The 17,983-nt window shown below is 64.9% G+C and carries 15 protein-coding genes; 6 read left to right on the top strand and 9 right to left on the bottom strand.

What is annotated here, in order from left to right; translation table 11 throughout:
* Positions 1-31 precede the first annotated feature (31 nt).
* On the bottom strand, positions 32-613 hold the full coding sequence (gene petA / locus ABT24_RS05330) for a ubiquinol-cytochrome c reductase iron-sulfur subunit (RefSeq protein ID WP_276727103.1): 582 nt from the start codon (positions 611-613) through the stop codon (positions 32-34).
* A gap of 197 nt (positions 614-810) precedes the next feature.
* The gene (locus ABT24_RS05325) at positions 811-2,673 is read right to left on the bottom strand and encodes a pyruvate kinase (protein WP_276727104.1); all 1,863 of its coding nucleotides are present in this window, start codon (positions 2,671-2,673) and stop codon (positions 811-813) included.
* A 110-nt stretch (positions 2,674-2,783) separates the two neighbouring features.
* Between ABT24_RS05325 and ABT24_RS05320 the strand changes: the two genes are divergently transcribed.
* Positions 2,784-3,146, top strand: a complete 363-nt coding sequence (locus ABT24_RS05320; RefSeq protein WP_276727106.1) for a carboxymuconolactone decarboxylase family protein — start codon at positions 2,784-2,786, stop codon at positions 3,144-3,146.
* Between the two features lie 19 nt (positions 3,147-3,165).
* On the opposite strand, the gene ABT24_RS05315 is transcribed toward ABT24_RS05320, so the two are convergent.
* The 3 genes from ABT24_RS05315 to icmF form a co-directional block, all read right to left on the bottom strand.
* On the bottom strand, positions 3,166-4,068 hold the full coding sequence (locus ABT24_RS05315; RefSeq protein WP_338123576.1) for a pseudouridine synthase: 903 nt from the start codon (positions 4,066-4,068) through the stop codon (positions 3,166-3,168).
* Positions 4,065-5,009, bottom strand: a complete 945-nt coding sequence (locus tag ABT24_RS05310) for a DMT family transporter (RefSeq protein ID WP_276727108.1) — start codon at positions 5,007-5,009, stop codon at positions 4,065-4,067. Before ABT24_RS05310 ends, ABT24_RS05315 begins: the two co-directional genes overlap by 4 nt.
* A gap of 86 nt (positions 5,010-5,095) precedes the next feature.
* On the bottom strand, positions 5,096-8,377 hold the full coding sequence (icmF, locus tag ABT24_RS05305; protein WP_276727110.1) for a fused isobutyryl-CoA mutase/GTPase IcmF: 3,282 nt from the start codon (positions 8,375-8,377) through the stop codon (positions 5,096-5,098).
* Between the two features lie 242 nt (positions 8,378-8,619).
* Between icmF and ABT24_RS05300 the strand changes: the two genes are divergently transcribed.
* Positions 8,620-9,129: a DUF1269 domain-containing protein gene (locus ABT24_RS05300; protein WP_276727112.1), complete on the top strand. Its 510-nt coding sequence runs from the start codon at positions 8,620-8,622 to the stop codon at positions 9,127-9,129.
* 12 nt (positions 9,130-9,141) lie between these two features.
* Here ABT24_RS05300 and nhaR read toward each other — a convergent pair whose 3' ends face one another.
* Entirely contained in the window at positions 9,142-10,035 is an 894-nt protein-coding gene (gene nhaR, locus ABT24_RS05295) for a transcriptional activator NhaR (RefSeq protein WP_276727114.1), read from the bottom strand.
* A 118-nt stretch (positions 10,036-10,153) separates the two neighbouring features.
* On the opposite strand from nhaR, the gene ABT24_RS05290 reads away from it, so the two are divergent.
* The 3 genes from ABT24_RS05290 to ABT24_RS05280 all read left to right on the top strand — a co-directional run bounded on the left by ABT24_RS05290 (position 10,154) and on the right by ABT24_RS05280 (position 12,249).
* Positions 10,154-10,855: a Bax inhibitor-1/YccA family protein gene (locus ABT24_RS05290; protein ID WP_276727116.1), complete on the top strand. Its 702-nt coding sequence runs from the start codon at positions 10,154-10,156 to the stop codon at positions 10,853-10,855.
* 11 nt (positions 10,856-10,866) lie between these two features.
* The gene (locus tag ABT24_RS05285; RefSeq protein WP_276727118.1) at positions 10,867-11,181 is read left to right on the top strand and encodes a TFIIB-type zinc ribbon-containing protein; all 315 of its coding nucleotides are present in this window, start codon (positions 10,867-10,869) and stop codon (positions 11,179-11,181) included.
* Positions 11,182-11,265: 84 nt separating this feature from the next.
* Entirely contained in the window at positions 11,266-12,249 is a 984-nt protein-coding gene (locus tag ABT24_RS05280) for a TerC family protein (protein ID WP_276727120.1), read from the top strand.
* A gap of 63 nt (positions 12,250-12,312) precedes the next feature.
* Here the strand turns inward: ABT24_RS05280 and recQ are convergent, their stop codons facing one another.
* The 3 genes from recQ to ABT24_RS05265 are packed head-to-tail and all read right to left on the bottom strand — an operon-like array spanning position 12,313 to position 16,080.
* Complete coding sequence (gene recQ / locus ABT24_RS05275) at positions 12,313-14,166, bottom strand: DNA helicase RecQ (protein WP_276727122.1); 1,854 nt, start codon at positions 14,164-14,166, stop codon at positions 12,313-12,315.
* Between the two features lie 28 nt (positions 14,167-14,194).
* On the bottom strand, positions 14,195-15,115 hold the full coding sequence (gene rocF / locus ABT24_RS05270; protein ID WP_276727124.1) for an arginase: 921 nt from the start codon (positions 15,113-15,115) through the stop codon (positions 14,195-14,197).
* Positions 15,112-16,080: an LOG family protein gene (locus ABT24_RS05265; protein WP_276727126.1), complete on the bottom strand. Its 969-nt coding sequence runs from the start codon at positions 16,078-16,080 to the stop codon at positions 15,112-15,114. Before ABT24_RS05265 ends, rocF begins: the two co-directional genes overlap by 4 nt.
* A gap of 156 nt (positions 16,081-16,236) precedes the next feature.
* Between ABT24_RS05265 and ABT24_RS05260 the strand changes: the two genes are divergently transcribed.
* Positions 16,237-17,874, top strand: a complete 1,638-nt coding sequence (locus ABT24_RS05260) for an APC family permease (RefSeq protein ID WP_276705920.1) — start codon at positions 16,237-16,239, stop codon at positions 17,872-17,874.
* The last annotated feature ends 109 nt before the right edge of the window (positions 17,875-17,983 follow it).

Below are 17,983 nucleotides of genomic sequence, written 5' to 3'. Positions count from 1 at the left end.
CGGGAGGAAAATCGGGAGGAAGGGCGGGAGGTCAGGCTTTCTCGTGTTCGCCGATGCGCACCTTGGCGTCGGTCACATACATATACGGCGGCACGACCAGGTTGTCGGGGGCGGGCATGTTCTTGAACACGCGACCCGCCAGATCGAACATCGAGCCGTGGCAGGGGCAGAGAAAGCCGCCATCCCAGTCCGAGGGCAGGGAGGGTTGCGGCCCCGGCGTGAAGCGGTCGACCGGTGAGCAGCCCAGATGGGTGCAGATGCCCACGACCACGAGATATTCTTTTTTGATCGAGCGCCACTGCGTTTGCGCCCAGGCCGGAGTGGGGAAGGCGGTGCGCTTGGAGTCGGGATCGGCGACGAGGGACTGGGTTTCGTTGAGCGACTCCAGCATGGCCGGGGTGCGGTGCAAAATCCACACGGGTTGGCCGCGCCACAGCACGGTCATTTTTTCACTCGGACGCAGCGAGCTGATGTCCACATCCACCGGCCCGCCCTCGGCGCGGGCCTTCGCGGAAGGCGCGAGCGAATCGACAAAAGGCACGGCCGCTCCCCCTGCTGCCACGCAACCGGCGCAACCCGTTGCAATCAACCATGTGCGACGCTTTGAATCCATGTCCGTACTCCGCGAAAGATGGCGCATTGTTCCCTGCGCGGCACCGCTTGGACATTAGGACAACCCTCTATAAGCGCTCACTGATTTGCACGTTTGTCGTTGACAAAAATCAATCATGCAAGTGCTGCGGTGCAACAAAGTGAAACCCGTTCGACCGGCGGCGCGATGTTGCTTGGAGGCGTTAATGAGGCTGGGGTTCAGTTGGGCAGCTCGGCGATCGACAATGGGCGGCGCAAGGTCATGCGCTTGGCGTAATGGCCTTCCATGCGTTCGAGCACGCCGGATAGAAAGCGCACGGCCTCGACGATGTGCGGCCCTTTGTTGAGCATGGCGCACTCGGCGCGAATGCTCAGGGCGGCATCGCTGACCTCGGGGCGGGAGGGTAGGCCGCTGCGGGCCATGGTGTCGAGAATCTGGGTGGCCCAGATCACCGGCAGGTGGGCGGCCTCGCACATCCAGAGAATTTCTTCCTGCGCTTCGGATAATCGCTCGAAGCCCAGTTCCACCGCCAGATCGCCGCGCGCGACCATGACGCCCAGGCGCGGGTGCGCCAGGGCTTCGAGCAGGATGGCGGGCAGGCGATCGAAGGCCTGACGGTTTTCGATCTTGAGCACCACACCGGCGTCGTCGCGATGCAGTGCGGTGAGTTCCGCGCGCAACTGGCGCACGTCTTGCGGGCTGCGCAAAAAGGACAGGGCGACCAGATCGAGATGGCGAGCCATTGCGGCGAGATCGTCGCGGTCTTTTTCGGTGAGCGCGGGAAGGTCGAAGTGGGTGTCGGGGAAATTGATGCCCTTTTCCGCCTTGAGCCGACTGCCGCTCGGCTCGGCGTGGGTGATGCGCAGTTGCAGGGTGTCGTCCGTACGGGTTTCGATGACCGCGCCAATGCGCCCGTCGTCCAGCCACACGCTTTGCCCGACCTGCGCCGAGGTGAAGGCGGCATCGAGCGTGCAGTGCACCTGCGGCGGCGTGGTGAAGGCGCCATCGTCGCCGCGCTGCCCAGCATGGCCGGGGCGTTCTTCGCGCAGCAGCACCAGCGGGTCGCCGACGAACAGCCGCAGTTCGCCCGGAACTTCGGCGATGCCTTGCAGCGTGCCTGCGGCCATCTCGGCAGAGTCGTTCGTCAGCTTGAACGGCATGCCTTCGGCCAGATAGGCCGTGCGTTCGAAGGCAAACACCAGCAGCGCGCCCTCGCGGGAAATCAGTCTGCCTTGCCGCGCGCGCGAGCGCAGATCGGTGACCTGCAGCCGGGCGGACGGCGGCAACTGCGCGGGCAGGGGCGGATGCAGCGCTCCGGCGTGCAGCAGGATTTGTCCCTCGGGAGCTTGCGGTGGCGGGCCCTCACCGCACCACAGCGCCAGCAGCGCGGGGGCGATGATCTGCCCGCGCACATCGTGCCGGGGCCGCAGATGCAGGATGCGGCCCTGCGGCAGCAACTCGCCCGTGCGCGACTTGGGCCCCGCCAGATCGATCTGCACCAGCGGACGGCGCTGCGGCGAAGCGTCGGTGCCATGAACAAGCTCGGCCATGCGCTGCCAGACGGCGGCATCGTCATGCGCGCAGTTGATGCGGGCGATGTCCATGCCGGCCTCAACTAGGGCGCGTAGCCCTGCAGCGTCCTGCGCGGCTTCAGTAGCCAGCGTCACCATGATGCGCACCTCGCGCTGCGGTCGCGGCGGGTTGAGCAGGGCGGTGGTGTTGTGCTGCAGCAGTTGCAGGCCCTCGACGAACGTGCAGGGGGGCGCGGGGCGCTGGCTGCGGGCATGGCCGAGCAAGTCTTCGAGCCGGTCGAGCACCGCGTCGAGCGCGGCGAGCACATGGGTTTCCAGCATGCCCAGCGAAGACAGGCCGATCTGAGCCAACTGGGTCTGCAACGGCCGCAGATCGGCCTGGCGCACGGCGATGTAGTGCAGCAGATTGCGGGCGCTGGCGCGGCGTTGCGGCGGCAGCGCGTCGATGCGGTCTTGGTGGGCTTGCTCATACGCAAGCGCGGCGCGGCGTAATTCGGAGACCGCGTCGTACAGCAGGCGGGGAGGAGAGGGCGTGGGTACGGCAGACATGTGCGCTTGTTACCACGCGCAAGTGTCGGCCCTGTGTCAATCCAAGTGGTGACATCAGAGCGTCACATCGCCCATTCACAGTGAAGGCATCAATCCGGGAGAAAAACGAGATGAACGATTCAGTGCACAACGGCATGGACGTGTCCATGCGCGATTTCAAGATGGGCATGGGCATGATGAACCGCGAGGCCGCCAGCACGATGAAGGCGTTTGCTGCCTTCATGGGCGAGGCGCTGGGCGATGGCGTGCTCGACGCCAAGACCAAGGAACTCATCGCCCTGGGCATGGCGATTACCGCGCGCTGCGTCTATTGCATCGGCATCCATGTCGAGAAGTCGTTGCGTGCGGGCGTGAGCCACGCCGAAATCGTCGAGGTCTGCAAGGTGGCCATCGTCATGGGCGGCGGCCCGGCGATGACCTATATCGCCGAAGTCAAGAAGGCGCTCGATTTGTTCGAGCAGGATCGCGCTTGAGCGCTTCCCTGCTCGCGCCTTAAAACCCTTCGTCCTCGCGCAGATAACGCCATTGCCCCAGCGGCAGTGCACCGAGGCGCAAGCCGCCGATGCGCACGCGCTTGAGACCGGTAACTCGCAGGCCGACGAGCTCGCACATGCGGCGAATCTGGCGCTTCTTGCCTTCGCGCAGCACAAAGCGCAATTGCTGCGGGTTGATCCATTCCACCTGCGCCGGCCGCAGCGGCTGATCGTCGAGCTTCAGACCGTGGCGCAGCAGGGCGAGGCGGCTCTCGGGAAAGGTGGCCTGCACGTCTTCTTCGGCGCCGTTGCGGGCTGGCGCATCGGTCAGGCTGACCCGCACCAGATATTCCTTCTCCACCGCGCTGTCTTCGCCGATGAGTTGACGGGCGATGCGGCCGTCCTGCGTGAGTACCAGCAGGCCGGTGGAGTCGATGTCGAGCCGACCCGCCACGGCTAGATGCCGCAAATGCGCGGGTGAAAACGGCTGCGGCGCTTCGCATTCGGCCCAGCGGTTTTCGGCCTTGATGAGCGCGACCGCCGGGGTGTAACCGTGCTCGGCCTGCGCGCTGACATAGCCCACCGGCTTGTGCAGCAAGATGGTGACCTGCGCCGCCTGCCGGTGCTGCGCCGCCTTGCGGATGACAATGCGCGAGGCGGGCAGATTGCCCGCTACCTTGGTGCCGAGCACCGCGGGTGCGCCGTCGAGCAGCACCCAGCCGCGCTCGATCCAGTCGTCTGCTTCGCGCCGCGAGGCCAGGCCGAGTTCGGACATGCGCTTGGACAGGCGCACTTCGGCGGCGGGATCGCCCTGCGGTGCGGGCGCGGCCATCGTTTTGGCGGGTGCGCTGCGCCGAGGCGCGGGTTCGGGAGAGCGCGGCCGTCCCGGCCAGACGGAAGCGGGGCGCGGTTTGGTCGTCATGGGTCGATGGGTTGAACCGGCTGGACGCGCCGCATCAGCGTGAACAAGCCGCTCGCCAGCGCGCGCAGCGGCAGTTGCGAGACCAGCAGGCCGCTGAACACCAGCGCGCAACCGAACAGGGCGCGTGCGTCGAGCGACTGATGCAGCACCAGCCACGCCGCGAGCGCGGCGAACACGCCTTCCATGCTGAAAATCACCGCGGCATGCGCGGGCACGGCGTGCCGCTGCGCGACCACTTGCAGGGTGTAGGCCACGCCCACCGACAGCGCGCCGCCGTAGAAAATGGTCCAGGCCGCGCGCTGCAGCGCTTCCAGACTGATTGATTCCACCAGCACCCCGGCGCCCAGGCATAGCAAACCGCAGACGACGAATTGCACCACGGCGAGTTGCAGCGGGTCGTGGCGCGGCGCCATGCGGCCCAGCAGCAGCAACTGCACGGTGATGAACAGCGCACCGCCCAACTCCAGCCAGTCGCCATGCCGCACGCTATAGCCCTGGCGCACACTGAGAAAGTACATGCCGCTTGCGGCCAGTAAAGCGCCCAGCCAGACTCCGGCGCCGACGCGCCGCCCCCACAGCAGGCCCAGCAGCGGCACCAGCACGACGTAGAGCGAGCTGATGAAACCGGCGTTGGCCACCGTGGTCGATTCCAGCCCGATTTGCTGCAGGGAAATGGAGATGGCCACCACCCCGCCGAGCAGGCCGCCGTCGCGCAGCAGGCTGCGCAGATTTGAGGCAGGATGTGCGGCCGGATCGGGACGACGGCGCAAGGCCATCACCGCCAGCACCACGGCAGCGCCCAGCATGAAACGCAGACCGGTGTAGAAGAACGGCCCCACCGTGCCGATGCTCGCGGTCTGGGCGACGAAGGCCGTGCCCCAGATGAGCGAAGCCAGCAGCATCAGGGCGCTGGCGCGGAGCGAGGCGGGGGAGGTGGACATGACAGAAAATAAAAAACCGCCGCGCAGAACAGGAAACCGAAATTGGCAACGACTCGCTGCGCAGCGGAGTGGCGAAATGATAAGTCTTACATGCTGCGCCGGTATTGGCCGCCCACCTCGAACAGCGCGGCGGTGATCTGCCCCAGGCTGCACACCCGCACCGCGTCCATCAGCACGGCAAACACATTTTCGTTATGAATGACGGCCTGCTGCAGCCGGTGCAGCAGGGCGGGCGCCTCGGCCGCGTGGCGGTGGTGAAAGTCGGCCAGACGCTGCAGTTGCGACTCTTTTTCCGCCTCGGTGGAGCGCGCCAGTTCGAGATGCGCTGGAGCGGCGTCGCCGTGCGGATTGCGGAAAGTGTTCACCCCGATGATGGGCAACTCGCCGGTGTGCTTGAGCATTTCATAGTGCAGGCTTTCCTCCTGGATTTTGCTGCGCTGGTAACCGGTTTCCATCGCGCCCAGCACCCCGCCGCGCTCGGCAATGGCTTCGAATTCCTTGAGCACCGCCTCTTCGACCAGATCGGTCAGTTCTTCGATGACGAATGCGCCCTGATTCGGGTTTTCGCACTTCGCCAGCCCCCACTCGCGGTTGATAATGAGCTGAATCGCCATCGCCCGGCGCACGCTTTCCTCGGTGGGCGTGGTGATGGCTTCGTCATAAGCGTTGGTGTGCAGGCTGTTGCAGTTGTCGTAAATGGCGATCAGCGCCTGCAGCGTGGTGCGGATGTCGTTGAACGCAATTTCCTGCGCGTGCAAGCTGCGGCCGCTGGTCTGCACGTGGTACTTGAGCTTCTGGCTGCGTTCGTTGGCGCCGTATTTGTCGCGCATGGCCACCGCCCAGATGCGCCGCGCCACGCGGCCGAGCACGCTGTATTCCGGGTCCATGCCGTTGCTGAAAAAAAAGCTCAGGTTGGGCGCGAAATCGTCGATGTGCATGCCGCGGGCCAGATAGGCCTCCACAAAAGTGAAGCCGTTGCTCAGGGTGAAGGCAAGCTGGCTGATGGGGTTGGCCCCGGCCTCGGCGATGTGATAGCCGGAGATGCTCACCGAGTAGAAATTGCGCACTCGGTGCTGCACAAAATACTGCTGAATGTCGCCCATGACCTTGAGCGAAAACTCGGTGGAAAAGATGCAGGTGTTCTGTCCCTGGTCTTCTTTCAAGATGTCGGCCTGCACCGTGCCACGCACGTTTTCCAGCACCCATTCGCAGATTTTCTGAGCCTCGTCATCGGTGGGCTGGCGGTGGTTGTCGGCCTCGAATTTGTCCATCTGCTGGTCGATGGCGGCGTTGAGGAACATCGCCAGAATCGTGGGCGCCGGGCCGTTGATGGTCATGCTCACACTGGTGGCGGGGTCGCAAAGGTCGAAGCCGCCGTACAGCACCTTCAGGTCGTCGAGGGTGGCGATGCTCACGCCCGAGTTGCCCACCTTGCCGTAGATGTCCGGGCGGCGGTCGGGGTCGGCGCCGTAAAGCGTCACCGAATCGAACGCGGTGGACAGGCGCTTGGCCGGCATGCCCTCGCTCAGCATCTTGAAGCGCCGGTTGGTGCGAAAGGCATCGCCCTCGCCGGCGAACATGCGGGTGGGATCTTCATTCTCCCGCTTGAAGGCAAAAGTGCCCGCGGTGTACGGAAAGCTGCCCGGCACGTTGTCGCGCATTAGCCAGCGCAGCACCTCGCCGTGGTCGGCATAGCGCGGCAGCACCACCTTGCGCAGCGTGGTGCCCGACAGCGTGGTGTGGGTGAGGCGAGTGCGGATTTCGCGGTCGCGAATTTTCACCACATATTCGTCACCGGCGTAGGCGCGCTGCATGTCGGGCCACATCGCCAGCAGTTTGCGCGCGGCGGGCTGCATGCGGGCTTCGCGCTGTTCGGCCAGATCGGTCACGGCTTGCACTGCGGAGATTTTGTGCGGGTTGGCCGCGTGCAGCATGCGGCCGCTTTCGCGCAACTGCTGCGCCTCGCGCGCCAGGGTCGATTGCGTCTCGACATTGCGGTGATAGCCACGCACCGCGTCGGCGATTTCCGCCAGGTAGCGGCTGCGCGCAGCCGGCACGATCGGGGTCTGGTGGGTGCTGTGGCGTGTGGTGACCGGGGGCAGTCGTCCTTCGGAAAGCTTGAGCCCATGCTCTGCCAGCCGGGGTTTGATGGCCTGGTACAGCGCCGTCACGCCGTCGTCGTTGAAGCGCGCGGCCATGGTGCCGAACACGGGCAGGTCTTCGGGCTTGGTCGTCCAGGCTTCGCGGTTGCGCTGCAGTTGCTTGGCCACGTCGCGCAGCGCGTCCATCGCGCCTTTGCGGTCGAATTTGTTGATGGCGACGAAGTCGGCGAAGTCGAGCATGTCGATTTTCTCCAACTGGCTGGCCGCGCCGAATTCCGGTGTCATGACGTACAGGCTGGCGTCGGCGTGCGGCACGATGGCCGCATCGCCCTGGCCGATGCCCGAGGTTTCGACGATGATGAGATCGAAGCCCGCCGCCTTGCACGCGGCGATGACTTCGGGCAGGGCGGCGCTGAGCTCCCCGCCCGATTGCCGGGTGGCGAGACTGCGCATAAAGACTTCATTACCGTTGCGCCACGGCCCGATGGCGTTCATGCGGATGCGGTCGCCCAGCAGCGCACCGCCGCTTTTGCGGCGGGAAGGGTCGATGCTGATGACGGCAATGCGCAGCGCGTCGTCCTGATCGAGCCGGGCGCGGCGGATCAGCTCGTCCACCAGACTGCTCTTGCCCGCGCCGCCGGTGCCTGTCACCCCGAGCACCACGCCGTGCGCGCCTTCAGCCTGCTGGCGAAGGCTGTGCATCAGCGTCGCGTCGGCAGTGCCGTTTTCAATCTGCGTGATCAGGCGTGCGAGCGAGGATGGCGAAGTCGGCAGCGCGGCAATCGCCTGTTTTGCGTCCAGCGCGGGCAGGGGACGGTCGGCGCGCTGCAGCATGTCGCCGGTCATGCCTTGCAGACCCAGCCGCTGACCATCTTCCGGGCTGTAGATCCGGGCCACCCCATACTGCTGCAGCGCCTCGATTTCGTCGGCCACAATCACACCGCCGCCGCCGCCAAACACCTGAATATGCCCCGCGCCCTGTTCGCGCAGCCGGTCGATCATGTAGCGGAAAAATTCCACATGCCCGCCCTGATAGCTGGAAATGGCGATGGCGTGCGCGTCCTCCTGTATCGCCGCGGTGACGATCTCGTCCACCGAGCGGTTGTGGCCCAGGTGAATGACCTCGGCCCCCATGCTGATGAGGATGCGCCGCATGATGTTGATAGCGGCATCGTGGCCGTCGAACAGCGAGGCGGCTGTCACGAAACGCAGCCGCTGCTGCGGCGAATAGGCGGCCAGCACTGTGGCCTCGGACAAGTCGGTCATCGCGGTCTCCTTCGACGCAGCGTGCATGGCGCAGCGGCATGATTGATTGACGTTTACGTCAATTAGAACTGTAGCCGATCTGCGACCGCACTGAGGCTCTATCTGGTTTGCGGCGCACTATCGCCAACTACGACAAAACCCTAAGTCTGTTTTCATATTTCCCCCTTACGCTTGTGGTCAGTTCAGCCAAACAGAGACAGGGGCGTCTTTGGTGCAGGCGGGCAATTGATTAGGAGACACTTATGCGCAGACTCTTTTTTCTCGCGCCGGATGTGCCCAGCGCGCACGCTTTGGTCGACAGCCTGCTGCTGGCCCGTATTCCAGACAAGCATATTCACGTGTTGGCGCGGGAGGGAACGCCGATGGGCGACTTGCCCGAGGCGGGCGTGGCTCAGCGATCTGACCTGATTCCCGCCATCGAGCGCGGTGCGGCGGCGGGCGGCGCCACCGGCCTGGTGGCCGGGTTGGTGGCCGTGGCGATCCCGGGCATGGCCATCATTCCCGGTGGCGGGCTGGTCATTGCGCTGGCCGCGGCAGGAGCGCTGGTGGGCAGCTGGGCCAGCAGCCTGGTGGGGGTGAGCGTGAGCAGCACCCGGCTTGAACGCTTCAAGGAGGCGATCGCGTCGGGTCAGGTGCTGGTGATGGCCGATGTGGCGCACGAGCAGGTGCAGCACATCATGGATCGCACGAAAGAGTGCTGCCCGAACGTGGCCTCGGAGGGGATGGACAACGACATTCCCGCTTTTCCGTAAGCCGCTGGGTTTTCAGTCGCCCAGCAGATCCTTGGCCACGCGGGTGATTCTCGCCACGCCGGGGTGAGTGATGCGCCGCTCGACCGAGATGGCGTAGAACTCCTGGTGCATGTCGGCGCAGTGACCGAGCAGCGTCACGCCAAGTTCGCGCGCGATGTCGGCTTGCAGCACGCTGGGGGCGGCAAATGCGCCCCGGCCCTCGCGGCCGAAGGCGGTCATCAGCGCGCCGTCCTCGAATTCACCGGCGATGTGGGCGGCGATTTTGTTCTGGCCCAGCCATTGATCGATCTGCGCGCGCACCGCCGACGACGTGGCGGGCAGCAGCAGCGGCAGCTCTAACAGACACTGCGGAAAAGGCTGCGTGACGCGCTCCAGCAGCGAGGCGCTGGCATAGAAACTCAAGGTGGTTCGGCCCAGCCGGTGGTTGAACGCCCGCACATTCACGTGCGCGGGCAGCGGGGCGTCGGCGATCACCAGATCGAGCCGGTGCACCGCCAGATCGGCCAGCAGATCGTCCATTTCGCCTTCTTCGCACACCAGCCGGGGTGACTCGCCGCCTTGCAGGGCGGGTTCGATGAGGCGGTAGGCAATGGCTTTCGGCACGGCATCGGTCACGCCGATGCGCAGCGGCGCGGTGGGGCGCGCGGGCTGATCGTGTTGCAGTGCGGCCTCCAGTTCTGCGCCCAGGGTGAAGATTTCCTCCGCATAACGCAACACCAGTTGGCCGGCCTCGGTCAGTTCCAGATTGCGGCCACTTTTGCGCAACAGCCGTTTGTTGAAGGATTCCTCCAGCAGTTTGATCTGCCCGCTGAGCGTTTGCGGCGTGAGGTGCAGTTGCTTGCCCGCCCGCACGATGCCGCCCGTCTTGGCTGTGACCCAGAAGTAGTGCAAGTGCTTGAAATTCATTTGTGTGATCCCCAATCACTTCGAATAAGTCGAAATGAAAAAGTCTAAAATACGAATTTACTCGAAATTAAAACATCTCTAGAGTTCGTGCTGTCTTGGTTCTTTTATGGAGTTCAACATGAACGAGAGCAATGCCTGGGGCAAGAGTGCCGTGGTGTATTCCACCGGCACGGCTGCCGCTCCTGATTCCGCCTCTATACCGGCGCACCGCGTGCTGCGCAATACCTATGCCTTGCTGGCGCTGACCCTGACATTCAGCGCGGCGGTGGCGGCGGTGAGTGCCGCGCTCAGGCTGCCGCATCCCGGCATCCTTCTCACCTTGGTGGGCTATTTTGGCCTGCTGTTTGCCACCTACAAGCTGAGCAACAGCGTGTGGGGTCTGGGCGCGGTGTTCGCGCTGACGGGCTTCATGGGCTATACGCTGGGGCCCATCATCAATCATTACCTGGCGATTGCCGGCGGTGGTGAGGTCGTGGCGATGGCCTTCGGCGGCACGGCGCTGATTTTCTTCGGGCTGTCGGCCTGGGTGCTCACCAGCAAGCGCGATTTCAGCTTCATGGGCGGCTTTCTGTTTGCCGGCATGATCGTGGCGCTGCTGGCCGGATTGGCGGCCGTGTTCTTCCAGATGCCCGCCTTGTCGCTCGCGGTTTCGGCCGCGGTGGTGCTGCTGATGTCGGGCATGATTCTGTTCGAGACCAGCCGCATCGTGAACGGTGGCGAGACTAACTACATCCTGGCCACGGTGAGCCTGTTCGTCAGCATTTTCAACCTGTTCACCAGCCTGCTGCAGTTGCTCGGCTTCATGAACAGCGACGATTGAAGGAGCACGCGATGAACTGCCCGCACTGCGCAGAAACCACGCTGGTGATGGCCGAGCGCCACGGCATCGAGATCGATTACTGCCCGAAGTGCCGTGGCGTGTGGCTCGATCGCGGGGAGCTCGACAAAATCATCGAGCGCGCCGCGGCGGTGGAACAGGCGGCGGCCCCGCGAGCGACCTCGCCCCAGCCCGTGGTACCCCAGTCGGCCCGCCAGCCGAATTTCGAGGACAGCAATTTTCGCCAGCGTTCCCACGATCCGCGCTTTGGCCAGCAGCCCTACAAAAAGCGCAAGTCGCTGCTGTCCGATCTGTTTGATTTCGATTGACACACTGCGCTCCAACCGTGTCATTTCTTGGGGGGCTGCGGCCCCCCTTTTTTGTGCCTTCCTTTACGCTTTTTTGACTCGATCATGGAATTTCTGCACGCTTCGTTTCTGGGTTATGCGCTGTGGCTCTGGCTGGTGTTTGGCGGCGTGGTTGTCACCCTGCTGGCGCTTGACCTCGGGGTGTTGCACCGCGAGGGCGGTGAAATCAGCGTGACGGAAAGCCTGTGGCTGTCGGCGGGCTATATCGCCGTGGCGGTGGCTTTTGGCGGCTGGCTGTGGTGGCAGGTGGGAGCGCAGCAGGGCATGGATTACTTCACCGCCTATGCGGTGGAAAAAAGTCTGTCGCTCGATAACGTGTTCGTGATCTCGCTGGTGTTCACCGCCTTCGCCGTGCCGCGCGCTTTGCAGCACCGCGTGCTGTTCTGGGGCATTCTGGGGGTGATCGCGCTGCGCGCCCTGCTCATCGGCGCGGGCGCCACGCTGGTGCAGGAATTCCACTGGGTGCTCTACCTGTTCGCCGCTTTCCTGATCTACACCGGCATCAAAATGCTGTGGGCCGCCGACCATGCGCCCGACCCGATGCACAACCCGGTACTGCGCCTCATTCGCCGCGTGGTGCCGGTGACGGAGCAGTTGCACGGCAAGGCCTTCTGGGTGAAGCAGCCTGACGCCAGCGGGCGGGTGCGGCGCATCGCCACCCCGCTGTTCATGGCCTTGGTCACGGTGGAACTGGCCGATCTGGTGTTTGCGGTGGACAGCGTGCCCGCCGTGTTCGCGGTCACGGCCGATCCGTTCGTGGTCTATACGAGCAATATCTTCGCCATTCTGGGCCTGCGGGCGCTGTACTTCGCGCTGGCAGCCATTCTGCACCGCTTCGCCTACCTGAAATACGCGCTGGCGCTGGTGCTGGTGTTCATTGGCGGCAAGATCATCGCGGCCGAGTTGGTCGGCAAGATTCCCTCGGCCATCAGCCTGAGCGTGACTTTTGGCCTGCTGGCCGCGGGCGTGCTGTTCTCGTTGTGGAAAACACGTGGAGCAGCAAGCGAAGGCAGGCCCGCTGGGGGTTGACGATCAGCAAACGTGTCGCAAGCCAAGTTGGCTGATGCGGCCGGGTCTGCGGCGCCAGCTGAATCAGCCCATCTCGCTCGCCTGTGCAATGACTTCGAGCAGCGCGGCGCCGTAGGTGTCGCGCTTTTTGTCGCCCACGCCGGAAATGCCGCGTAGCGCATCCAGGCTATCCGGCCGGGCCAGGGCGATGGCCTGCAGCGTGGCGTCGGGAAACACCACAAAGGCGGGCACGCCGTGCTCTTTGGCGGTGGCTGCGCGCCAGATGCGCAAGTGGGCGAACAGCTCGGCATCGGCGCTCGACATGGCCTGCATGGTCAGTCGCGTGCCGGTCGACGTGGTGCTGCCGTTGGTGCTGCGGCGACGGCGCTGCCCGCCAGGCTCGCGATGCTTGAGGTGGATGCGCTGCGCGCCCTTGAGCACCGCGCGACTGGCGTCGGTGAGGTGCAGCACGTTGAAATGCGCGGCGTCCACTTCGACCAGTCGTTGCGCGACGAGCTGGCGCAGCAGCAAGCGCCAGTCGGTCTCGCTCAGATCGGCGCCGATGCCGAAGGTGGACAGGGCGTGGTGGCCGTGGCGTTCGGTTTTTTCGGTGCGCTTGCCGCGCAGCACGTCGATGAGATGGCTGGCGGCGAAGCTGGTGCCGCTGGCCTGGCGGCAGCGGTAGATGGTGGACAGCAGCTTTTGCGCGGCCTCGGTGGCGTCGATGAGTTGCGGCGGGTTCAGGCAGTTGTCGCAGTTGCCGCAGGGCTGGCTGGCTTCGCCGAAGTAGCCCAGCAGGCGCACGCGGCGGCAGTCGGCGGCTTCGGCCAGGGCCAGCATGGCGTCGAGCTTGGCGGTGGACAGGCGCTTGTAGGCGTCGTCGGCGTCGGACAGGTCGATGAGCCGACGCTGCTGCACCACGTCGGCCAGGCCGTAGGCCATCCACGCGGTGGCGGGCAGGCCGTCGCGCCCGGCGCGGCCGGTCTCCTGAAAGTAACCCTCGATGGACTTGGGCATGTCGAGGTGAGCGACGAAGCGCACATCGGGCTTGTCGATGCCCATGCCGAAGGCGATGGTCGCCACCATGACGATGCCGTCTTCATCGAGAAAACGCCGCAGGTGCGCCGCGCGTATGGCCGCCGGCAGGCCGGCGTGGTAGGGCAGGGCGCGCAGGCCGTGGCCCGCGAGCATCTCGGCCACTTCTTCCACGGTGTTGCGCGACAGGGCGTACACCACGCCGCAGTCATGCGGATGTTCGCTGCGGATGAATTGCAGCAGTTGCGCGCGGCCGTCGCGTTTTTCCACCACGCGATAGCGGATGTTGGGGCGGTCGAAACTGGAGACGAACTCGGCGCCGTCGCGCAGCAGGCGCTGCACGATTTCGTGCCGCGTGGGCTCGTCGGCGGTGGCGGTCAGCGCCACGCGCGGCGCCTCGGGCCAGCGCTCGCGCAGGATCGAGAGCTGGCCGTATTCCGGGCGGAAGTCGTGCCCCCATTGCGACACGCAATGCGCCTCGTCGATGGCGAACAGGGCGATGCGCAAATCGTCGAGCAGGGCCTGGCCGGATTCGCTCAGCAGGCGTTCGGGCGCCATGTAGAGCAGGTCCAGCTCGCCCTGGCGCGCCGCGCGCTGCACCGCTCTGGCCTCTGTGGCGTCAAGGGTGGAGTTGAGAAAGGCGGCGCGTAGCCCCAGCTCGCGCAGCGCAGCCACCTGGTCCTGCATCAGCGCGATCAGCGGCGACACCACGATGCCCACGCCCTCGCGCAGCAGGGCCGGAATCTGGAAGCACAGCGACTTGCCGCCACCCGTTGGCATGAGCACCAGGGCGTCGCGGCCCGCGACCACATGGTCGATGGCCTGGGCTTGCAAACTGCGGTACGCGGGGTAGCCCCAGACGTGTTGCAGAGCGTCCAGGGCAGAGGGAAACTTCTTGGGCATGGACGCTATTGTCGCTGCGTCGACAGCCTCACCTGCGCATCAGCGTGGACTTGCCGAACAGGCTCTCGATGAGATCGACCGCCACCTCGGCGGTACGGTTGCGTTCGTCGAAGGCGGGGTTGAGTTCCACCACGTCGAGCGAGGCCAGCAGGCCGGTGTCGGCGATCATTTCCATGCAAAGCTGCGCCTCGCGGTAGGTGGGGCCGCCGGGCACGGTGGTGCCCACGCCGGGGGCGATGTCGGGGTCGAGGAAATCGACGTCGAAACTCACATGCAGATGAGTGTCGTTGTCCACGCCTTCGAGCGCCCGGCGCATGGCGTCGCGCATGCCGTATTCGTCGATGTAACGCATGTCGAACACGTCGAGCCCGGCCTGATGCACCAGCCGTTTTTCCTCTGCGTCCACGCTGCGGATGCCGATCTGCCGGATGCAAGAGGGTTGCAGTTGCGGCGCCGGGCCACCCAGGGTGGTGAGCGCTTGCGGGCCGTTGCCGCACAGGCAGGCCACCGGCATGCCGTGGATGTTGCCGGTGGGCGTGACGGTGTGGGTGTTGAAGTCGGCATGGGCGTCGAGCCACAGCACGCGCAGCTTGCGACCCTGTGCGCGGCAATGCTGCGCCACCGCGCTGAGCGAGCCGATGGCCAGGCAATGATCGCCCCCCAGCAGGATGGGCAGGGCTTGAGCCCGCAAGGCATCGCCCACGGCCTGATGTACCGCGGTGTTCCAGGAGATGACTTCGGGCAGATGGCGATAGCCGCAGGCCGGTGGTTGCCAAGGGTTGTGCGGGCCGATGAGATTGCCGGTATCGAGCACCGTCAGGCCCTGAGCGCGCAGGGCGCGGTCGATGCCGGCCACGCGCAGCGCTTCCGGCCCCATCGAGGCGCCGCGGTCTGCAGCGCCGATGTCGGTGGGCGCGCCGATGAGATGAATGACGGGGCTGGCGCTCATGGGGCAACAGGCTCGGATTCAGCCTCTGTGTCGCCCTCTGCGCCGACATCTGCACCGACATCCGCACCGCCCTGCGCACCGTTCAGCTCGAAGGCCCGCGCCAACACGTCCCACGCCTGCTCGGCGGTTTCGACGAAGTGAAACAGATCCAGGTCTTCGGCGGCGATCATGCCGGTTTCGACCAGATAGTCGAAGTTGATCAGCTTGCGCCAGAAACTCTCGCCGAACAGCACGATGGGGCGCTGCCGCACCTTGCGCGCCTGCGTGAGGGTGAGCACCTCGAACAACTCGTCGAGCGTGCCGAAGCCGCCGGGGAAGCACACCAGCGCGACCGAGCGCATGAGAAAGTGCATCTTGCGCAGCGCAAAGTAGTGGAACTGAAAGCACAGCTCCGGCGTGATGTAGGGGTTGGGCCGCTGTTCGTGCTGCAGCACGATGTTCAGGCCGATGCTTTTGCCCTGGGCTTCGAACGCGCCGCGGTTGCCCGCCTCCATGATGCCGGGGCCGCCGCCGGTGACGACTACCAGCGGCTCGTCGGCATCGCAGGTGGCGCGGGTGACGAGGGTGGCGAAGCGCCGCGCCTCCTCGTAGTAGCGCGACATCTCGAGCTGCATGCGCGCCCGCGCGACGGCCTGGGCGTTGCCTTTGGCAATGGCTTCGGCTAGGCGCTGTTGCGCCACGTCGCGCGGCAGGATGCGCGCACTGCCGAAGATCACCAGGGTGGACTCGATGCCGTGCTCGGTCTGGATCAGTTCGGGCTTGAGCAGCTCGAGCTGCATGCGCACCGCGCGCATTTCTTCACGCAGGATGAACTCGGTGTCGGTGAACGCCAGTTTGTAGCTGCTGCCCGGCTGGTCGTAGGGCGAGGGCTCGACGGCGACGATGGCCGCATCTTCGCCTGCGCTGGGAAAGTTGCGGTCGCTGAGGTGGCTGCGCTTGTGGCGCAAAAGGCGTTGTTTGTTCATGCGGCAAGCATAGCGAATCAGTTTGAACGGGAAAGGGATGTTTCGCGACATGTTTCGCGAGATGTTTCGCAGCGCCGCAGCCGTTACGTTTTCAAACGGCATTGCGTCGCAAATGCGCCTAAAACCCTCACATCAAAAAACGATGAGGAGCACATCATGGCAAGCATTCACCTCGATACCCCCGCGGCGGCTGGCACGCCGGGGCGCAACATCCGCAAGGCTGCTGGCATCTGGAGCCTGTTGTTCGCCAGCCTGACGGCCATCATCGGCTCGGGTTGGCTGTTCGCGCCGCTTACGGCGGCCACGCAGGCCGGGCCGGCCAGCATTCTTTCGTGGGCCATCGGCGGCGCGGCCATTCTGGTGCTGGCTTTTGTGAATGCCGAACTCACCAGCTCGTTTCCGGGCATGGGCGCGGTCATCACCTTTCCCAAGTTGAGCCACGGCCACCTGGCTGCGGCGGTGGTGAGCTGGGTGGTGTTTCTCGGTTACGTGACCGTCGCTCCGGCGGAGGTGCTGGCGGTGGTGACTTACGCCAACAACTATCTGCCGGGCATGGTCGATGCGAAAACTTCGCTGCTGACCGACACCGGCATGATCGTCAGCATCTTGCTGCTCGGCGCTTTCATCCTCATCAACGCCTGGGGCGTGCGCGCCCTGCTGCGGCTGGGCAATACCTTGATGATCTGGAAGCTCATCATTCCCATTCTGACCATCGTGGCGCTGATGCTCGCCTCGTTTCATGTGGGTAATTTCACCGCGCAGGGCTTCGCCCCGTTTGGCGCCAAAGGCACGATCGCGGCCATCGCCACCTCGGGCATCGTGTTCAGCTATCTGGGCTTTCGCCAGGCCATCGAACTGTCGGGCGAGGCGACCAACCCGCAGCGTGACGTGCCCATTGCCATCATCGGCTCGGTGCTGATCGCCGGGGCGATTTTTGTCATGCTGGAAGTGGCCCTCATCGGCGCGGTCAATCCTTCCGACATCGCGCAGGGCTGGGCCAAGCTTCACTTCACCGGGGTGTCAGGCCCGTTCGCCGGTCTGGCCGTGATTCTGGGCATGAGCTGGCTGGCCATCCTGCTCTACATCGACGCTGTGGTCTCGCCTGCGGGCACCGGCCTGGTGTATGGCGGCACTACAGCGCGCGTGGTTTACGCTACCGGGCGCGACGGTCTGTCCACGCCCTGGTTCGCCAAGCTGAACAAAAACGGCGCGCCGTCCACCGGGCTGTGGATCACCTGGATCGTGGGCATTCTGTTCTTCCTGCCGTTTCCGTCGTGGCAGAAAATCGTCACCTTCATCTCCTCGGCCACCGTGCTGGGTTATGGCATCGGCCCGGTGGCGCTGATGACCCTGCGCCGCAGCATGCCGCTGGGCACTTATCCGCGCCCCTTCACCTTGAAAGGCGCAAGCCTGTGGGCGCCGCTGGCCTTCATCGTGGCCAACTTGATCATCTACTGGTCGGGCGCGAGCACGGACAACTTCCTGTTCGGCGGCCTGGCCATCATCTTCGTGCTGTTCGTGATCGGTCAGGCCATTACCCACGGCGGCAAACTCAGCCATCTGCAATGGAAGGGCGCGTGGTGGCTGGCGCCGTATTTCTTCGCCATGTGGCTGGTGACCTATCTCGGTCCGAAGGATCTCATCGGCGGCACGGGATTGCTGACCTTCTATCAGGGCATGGTCGTCGTGGTCATCATCAGCATCGCCATCATGGCCATCGCCGTAGCCAGCGGCCTGCCCGAGCCGGAAGAGGCGCGCGAACTGATCGCGATGACTGGCAGGACGCGCGGCTGATTGCATAGCGTGAACACTAGTTCTGCTTCTCGGCCCGCGGCCGGGTGTTGACGTAAAAACGGCTGCGATCAATCGCAGCCGTTTTTAATTCGGCCGTCCCCCGGCTTGG

This window comes from Thiomonas sp. SCN 64-16 (assembly GCF_001725585.1).
Lineage (GTDB): Bacteria > Pseudomonadota > Gammaproteobacteria > Burkholderiales > Burkholderiaceae_C > Thiomonas > Thiomonas arsenitoxydans.
This window is presented reverse-complemented; position numbering and strand designations above follow the sequence as displayed.

What these genes read in the sequence shown, in the direction of transcription:
- petA (WP_276727103.1), bottom strand. Translation starts at nt 613, where the DNA reads ATGGATTCAAAGCGTCGCACATGGTTGATTGCAACGGGTTGCGCCGGT.
- ABT24_RS05325 (WP_276727104.1), bottom strand. Translation starts at nt 2,673, where the DNA reads ATGTCTGCCGTACCCACGCCCTCTCCTCCCCGCCTGCTGTACGACGCG.
- ABT24_RS05320 (WP_276727106.1), top strand. Translation starts at nt 2,784, where the DNA reads ATGAACGATTCAGTGCACAACGGCATGGACGTGTCCATGCGCGATTTC.
- ABT24_RS05315 (WP_338123576.1), bottom strand. Translation starts at nt 4,068, where the DNA reads ATGACGACCAAACCGCGCCCCGCTTCCGTCTGGCCGGGACGGCCGCGC.
- ABT24_RS05310 (WP_276727108.1), bottom strand. Translation starts at nt 5,009, where the DNA reads ATGTCCACCTCCCCCGCCTCGCTCCGCGCCAGCGCCCTGATGCTGCTG.
- icmF (WP_276727110.1), bottom strand. Translation starts at nt 8,377, where the DNA reads ATGACCGACTTGTCCGAGGCCACAGTGCTGGCCGCCTATTCGCCGCAG.
- ABT24_RS05300 (WP_276727112.1), top strand. Translation starts at nt 8,620, where the DNA reads ATGCGCAGACTCTTTTTTCTCGCGCCGGATGTGCCCAGCGCGCACGCT.
- nhaR (WP_276727114.1), bottom strand. Translation starts at nt 10,035, where the DNA reads ATGAATTTCAAGCACTTGCACTACTTCTGGGTCACAGCCAAGACGGGC.
- ABT24_RS05290 (WP_276727116.1), top strand. Translation starts at nt 10,154, where the DNA reads ATGAACGAGAGCAATGCCTGGGGCAAGAGTGCCGTGGTGTATTCCACC.
- ABT24_RS05285 (WP_276727118.1), top strand. Translation starts at nt 10,867, where the DNA reads ATGAACTGCCCGCACTGCGCAGAAACCACGCTGGTGATGGCCGAGCGC.
- ABT24_RS05280 (WP_276727120.1), top strand. Translation starts at nt 11,266, where the DNA reads ATGGAATTTCTGCACGCTTCGTTTCTGGGTTATGCGCTGTGGCTCTGG.
- recQ (WP_276727122.1), bottom strand. Translation starts at nt 14,166, where the DNA reads ATGCCCAAGAAGTTTCCCTCTGCCCTGGACGCTCTGCAACACGTCTGG.
- rocF (WP_276727124.1), bottom strand. Translation starts at nt 15,115, where the DNA reads ATGAGCGCCAGCCCCGTCATTCATCTCATCGGCGCGCCCACCGACATC.
- ABT24_RS05265 (WP_276727126.1), bottom strand. Translation starts at nt 16,080, where the DNA reads ATGAACAAACAACGCCTTTTGCGCCACAAGCGCAGCCACCTCAGCGAC.
- ABT24_RS05260 (WP_276705920.1), top strand. Translation starts at nt 16,237, where the DNA reads ATGGCAAGCATTCACCTCGATACCCCCGCGGCGGCTGGCACGCCGGGG.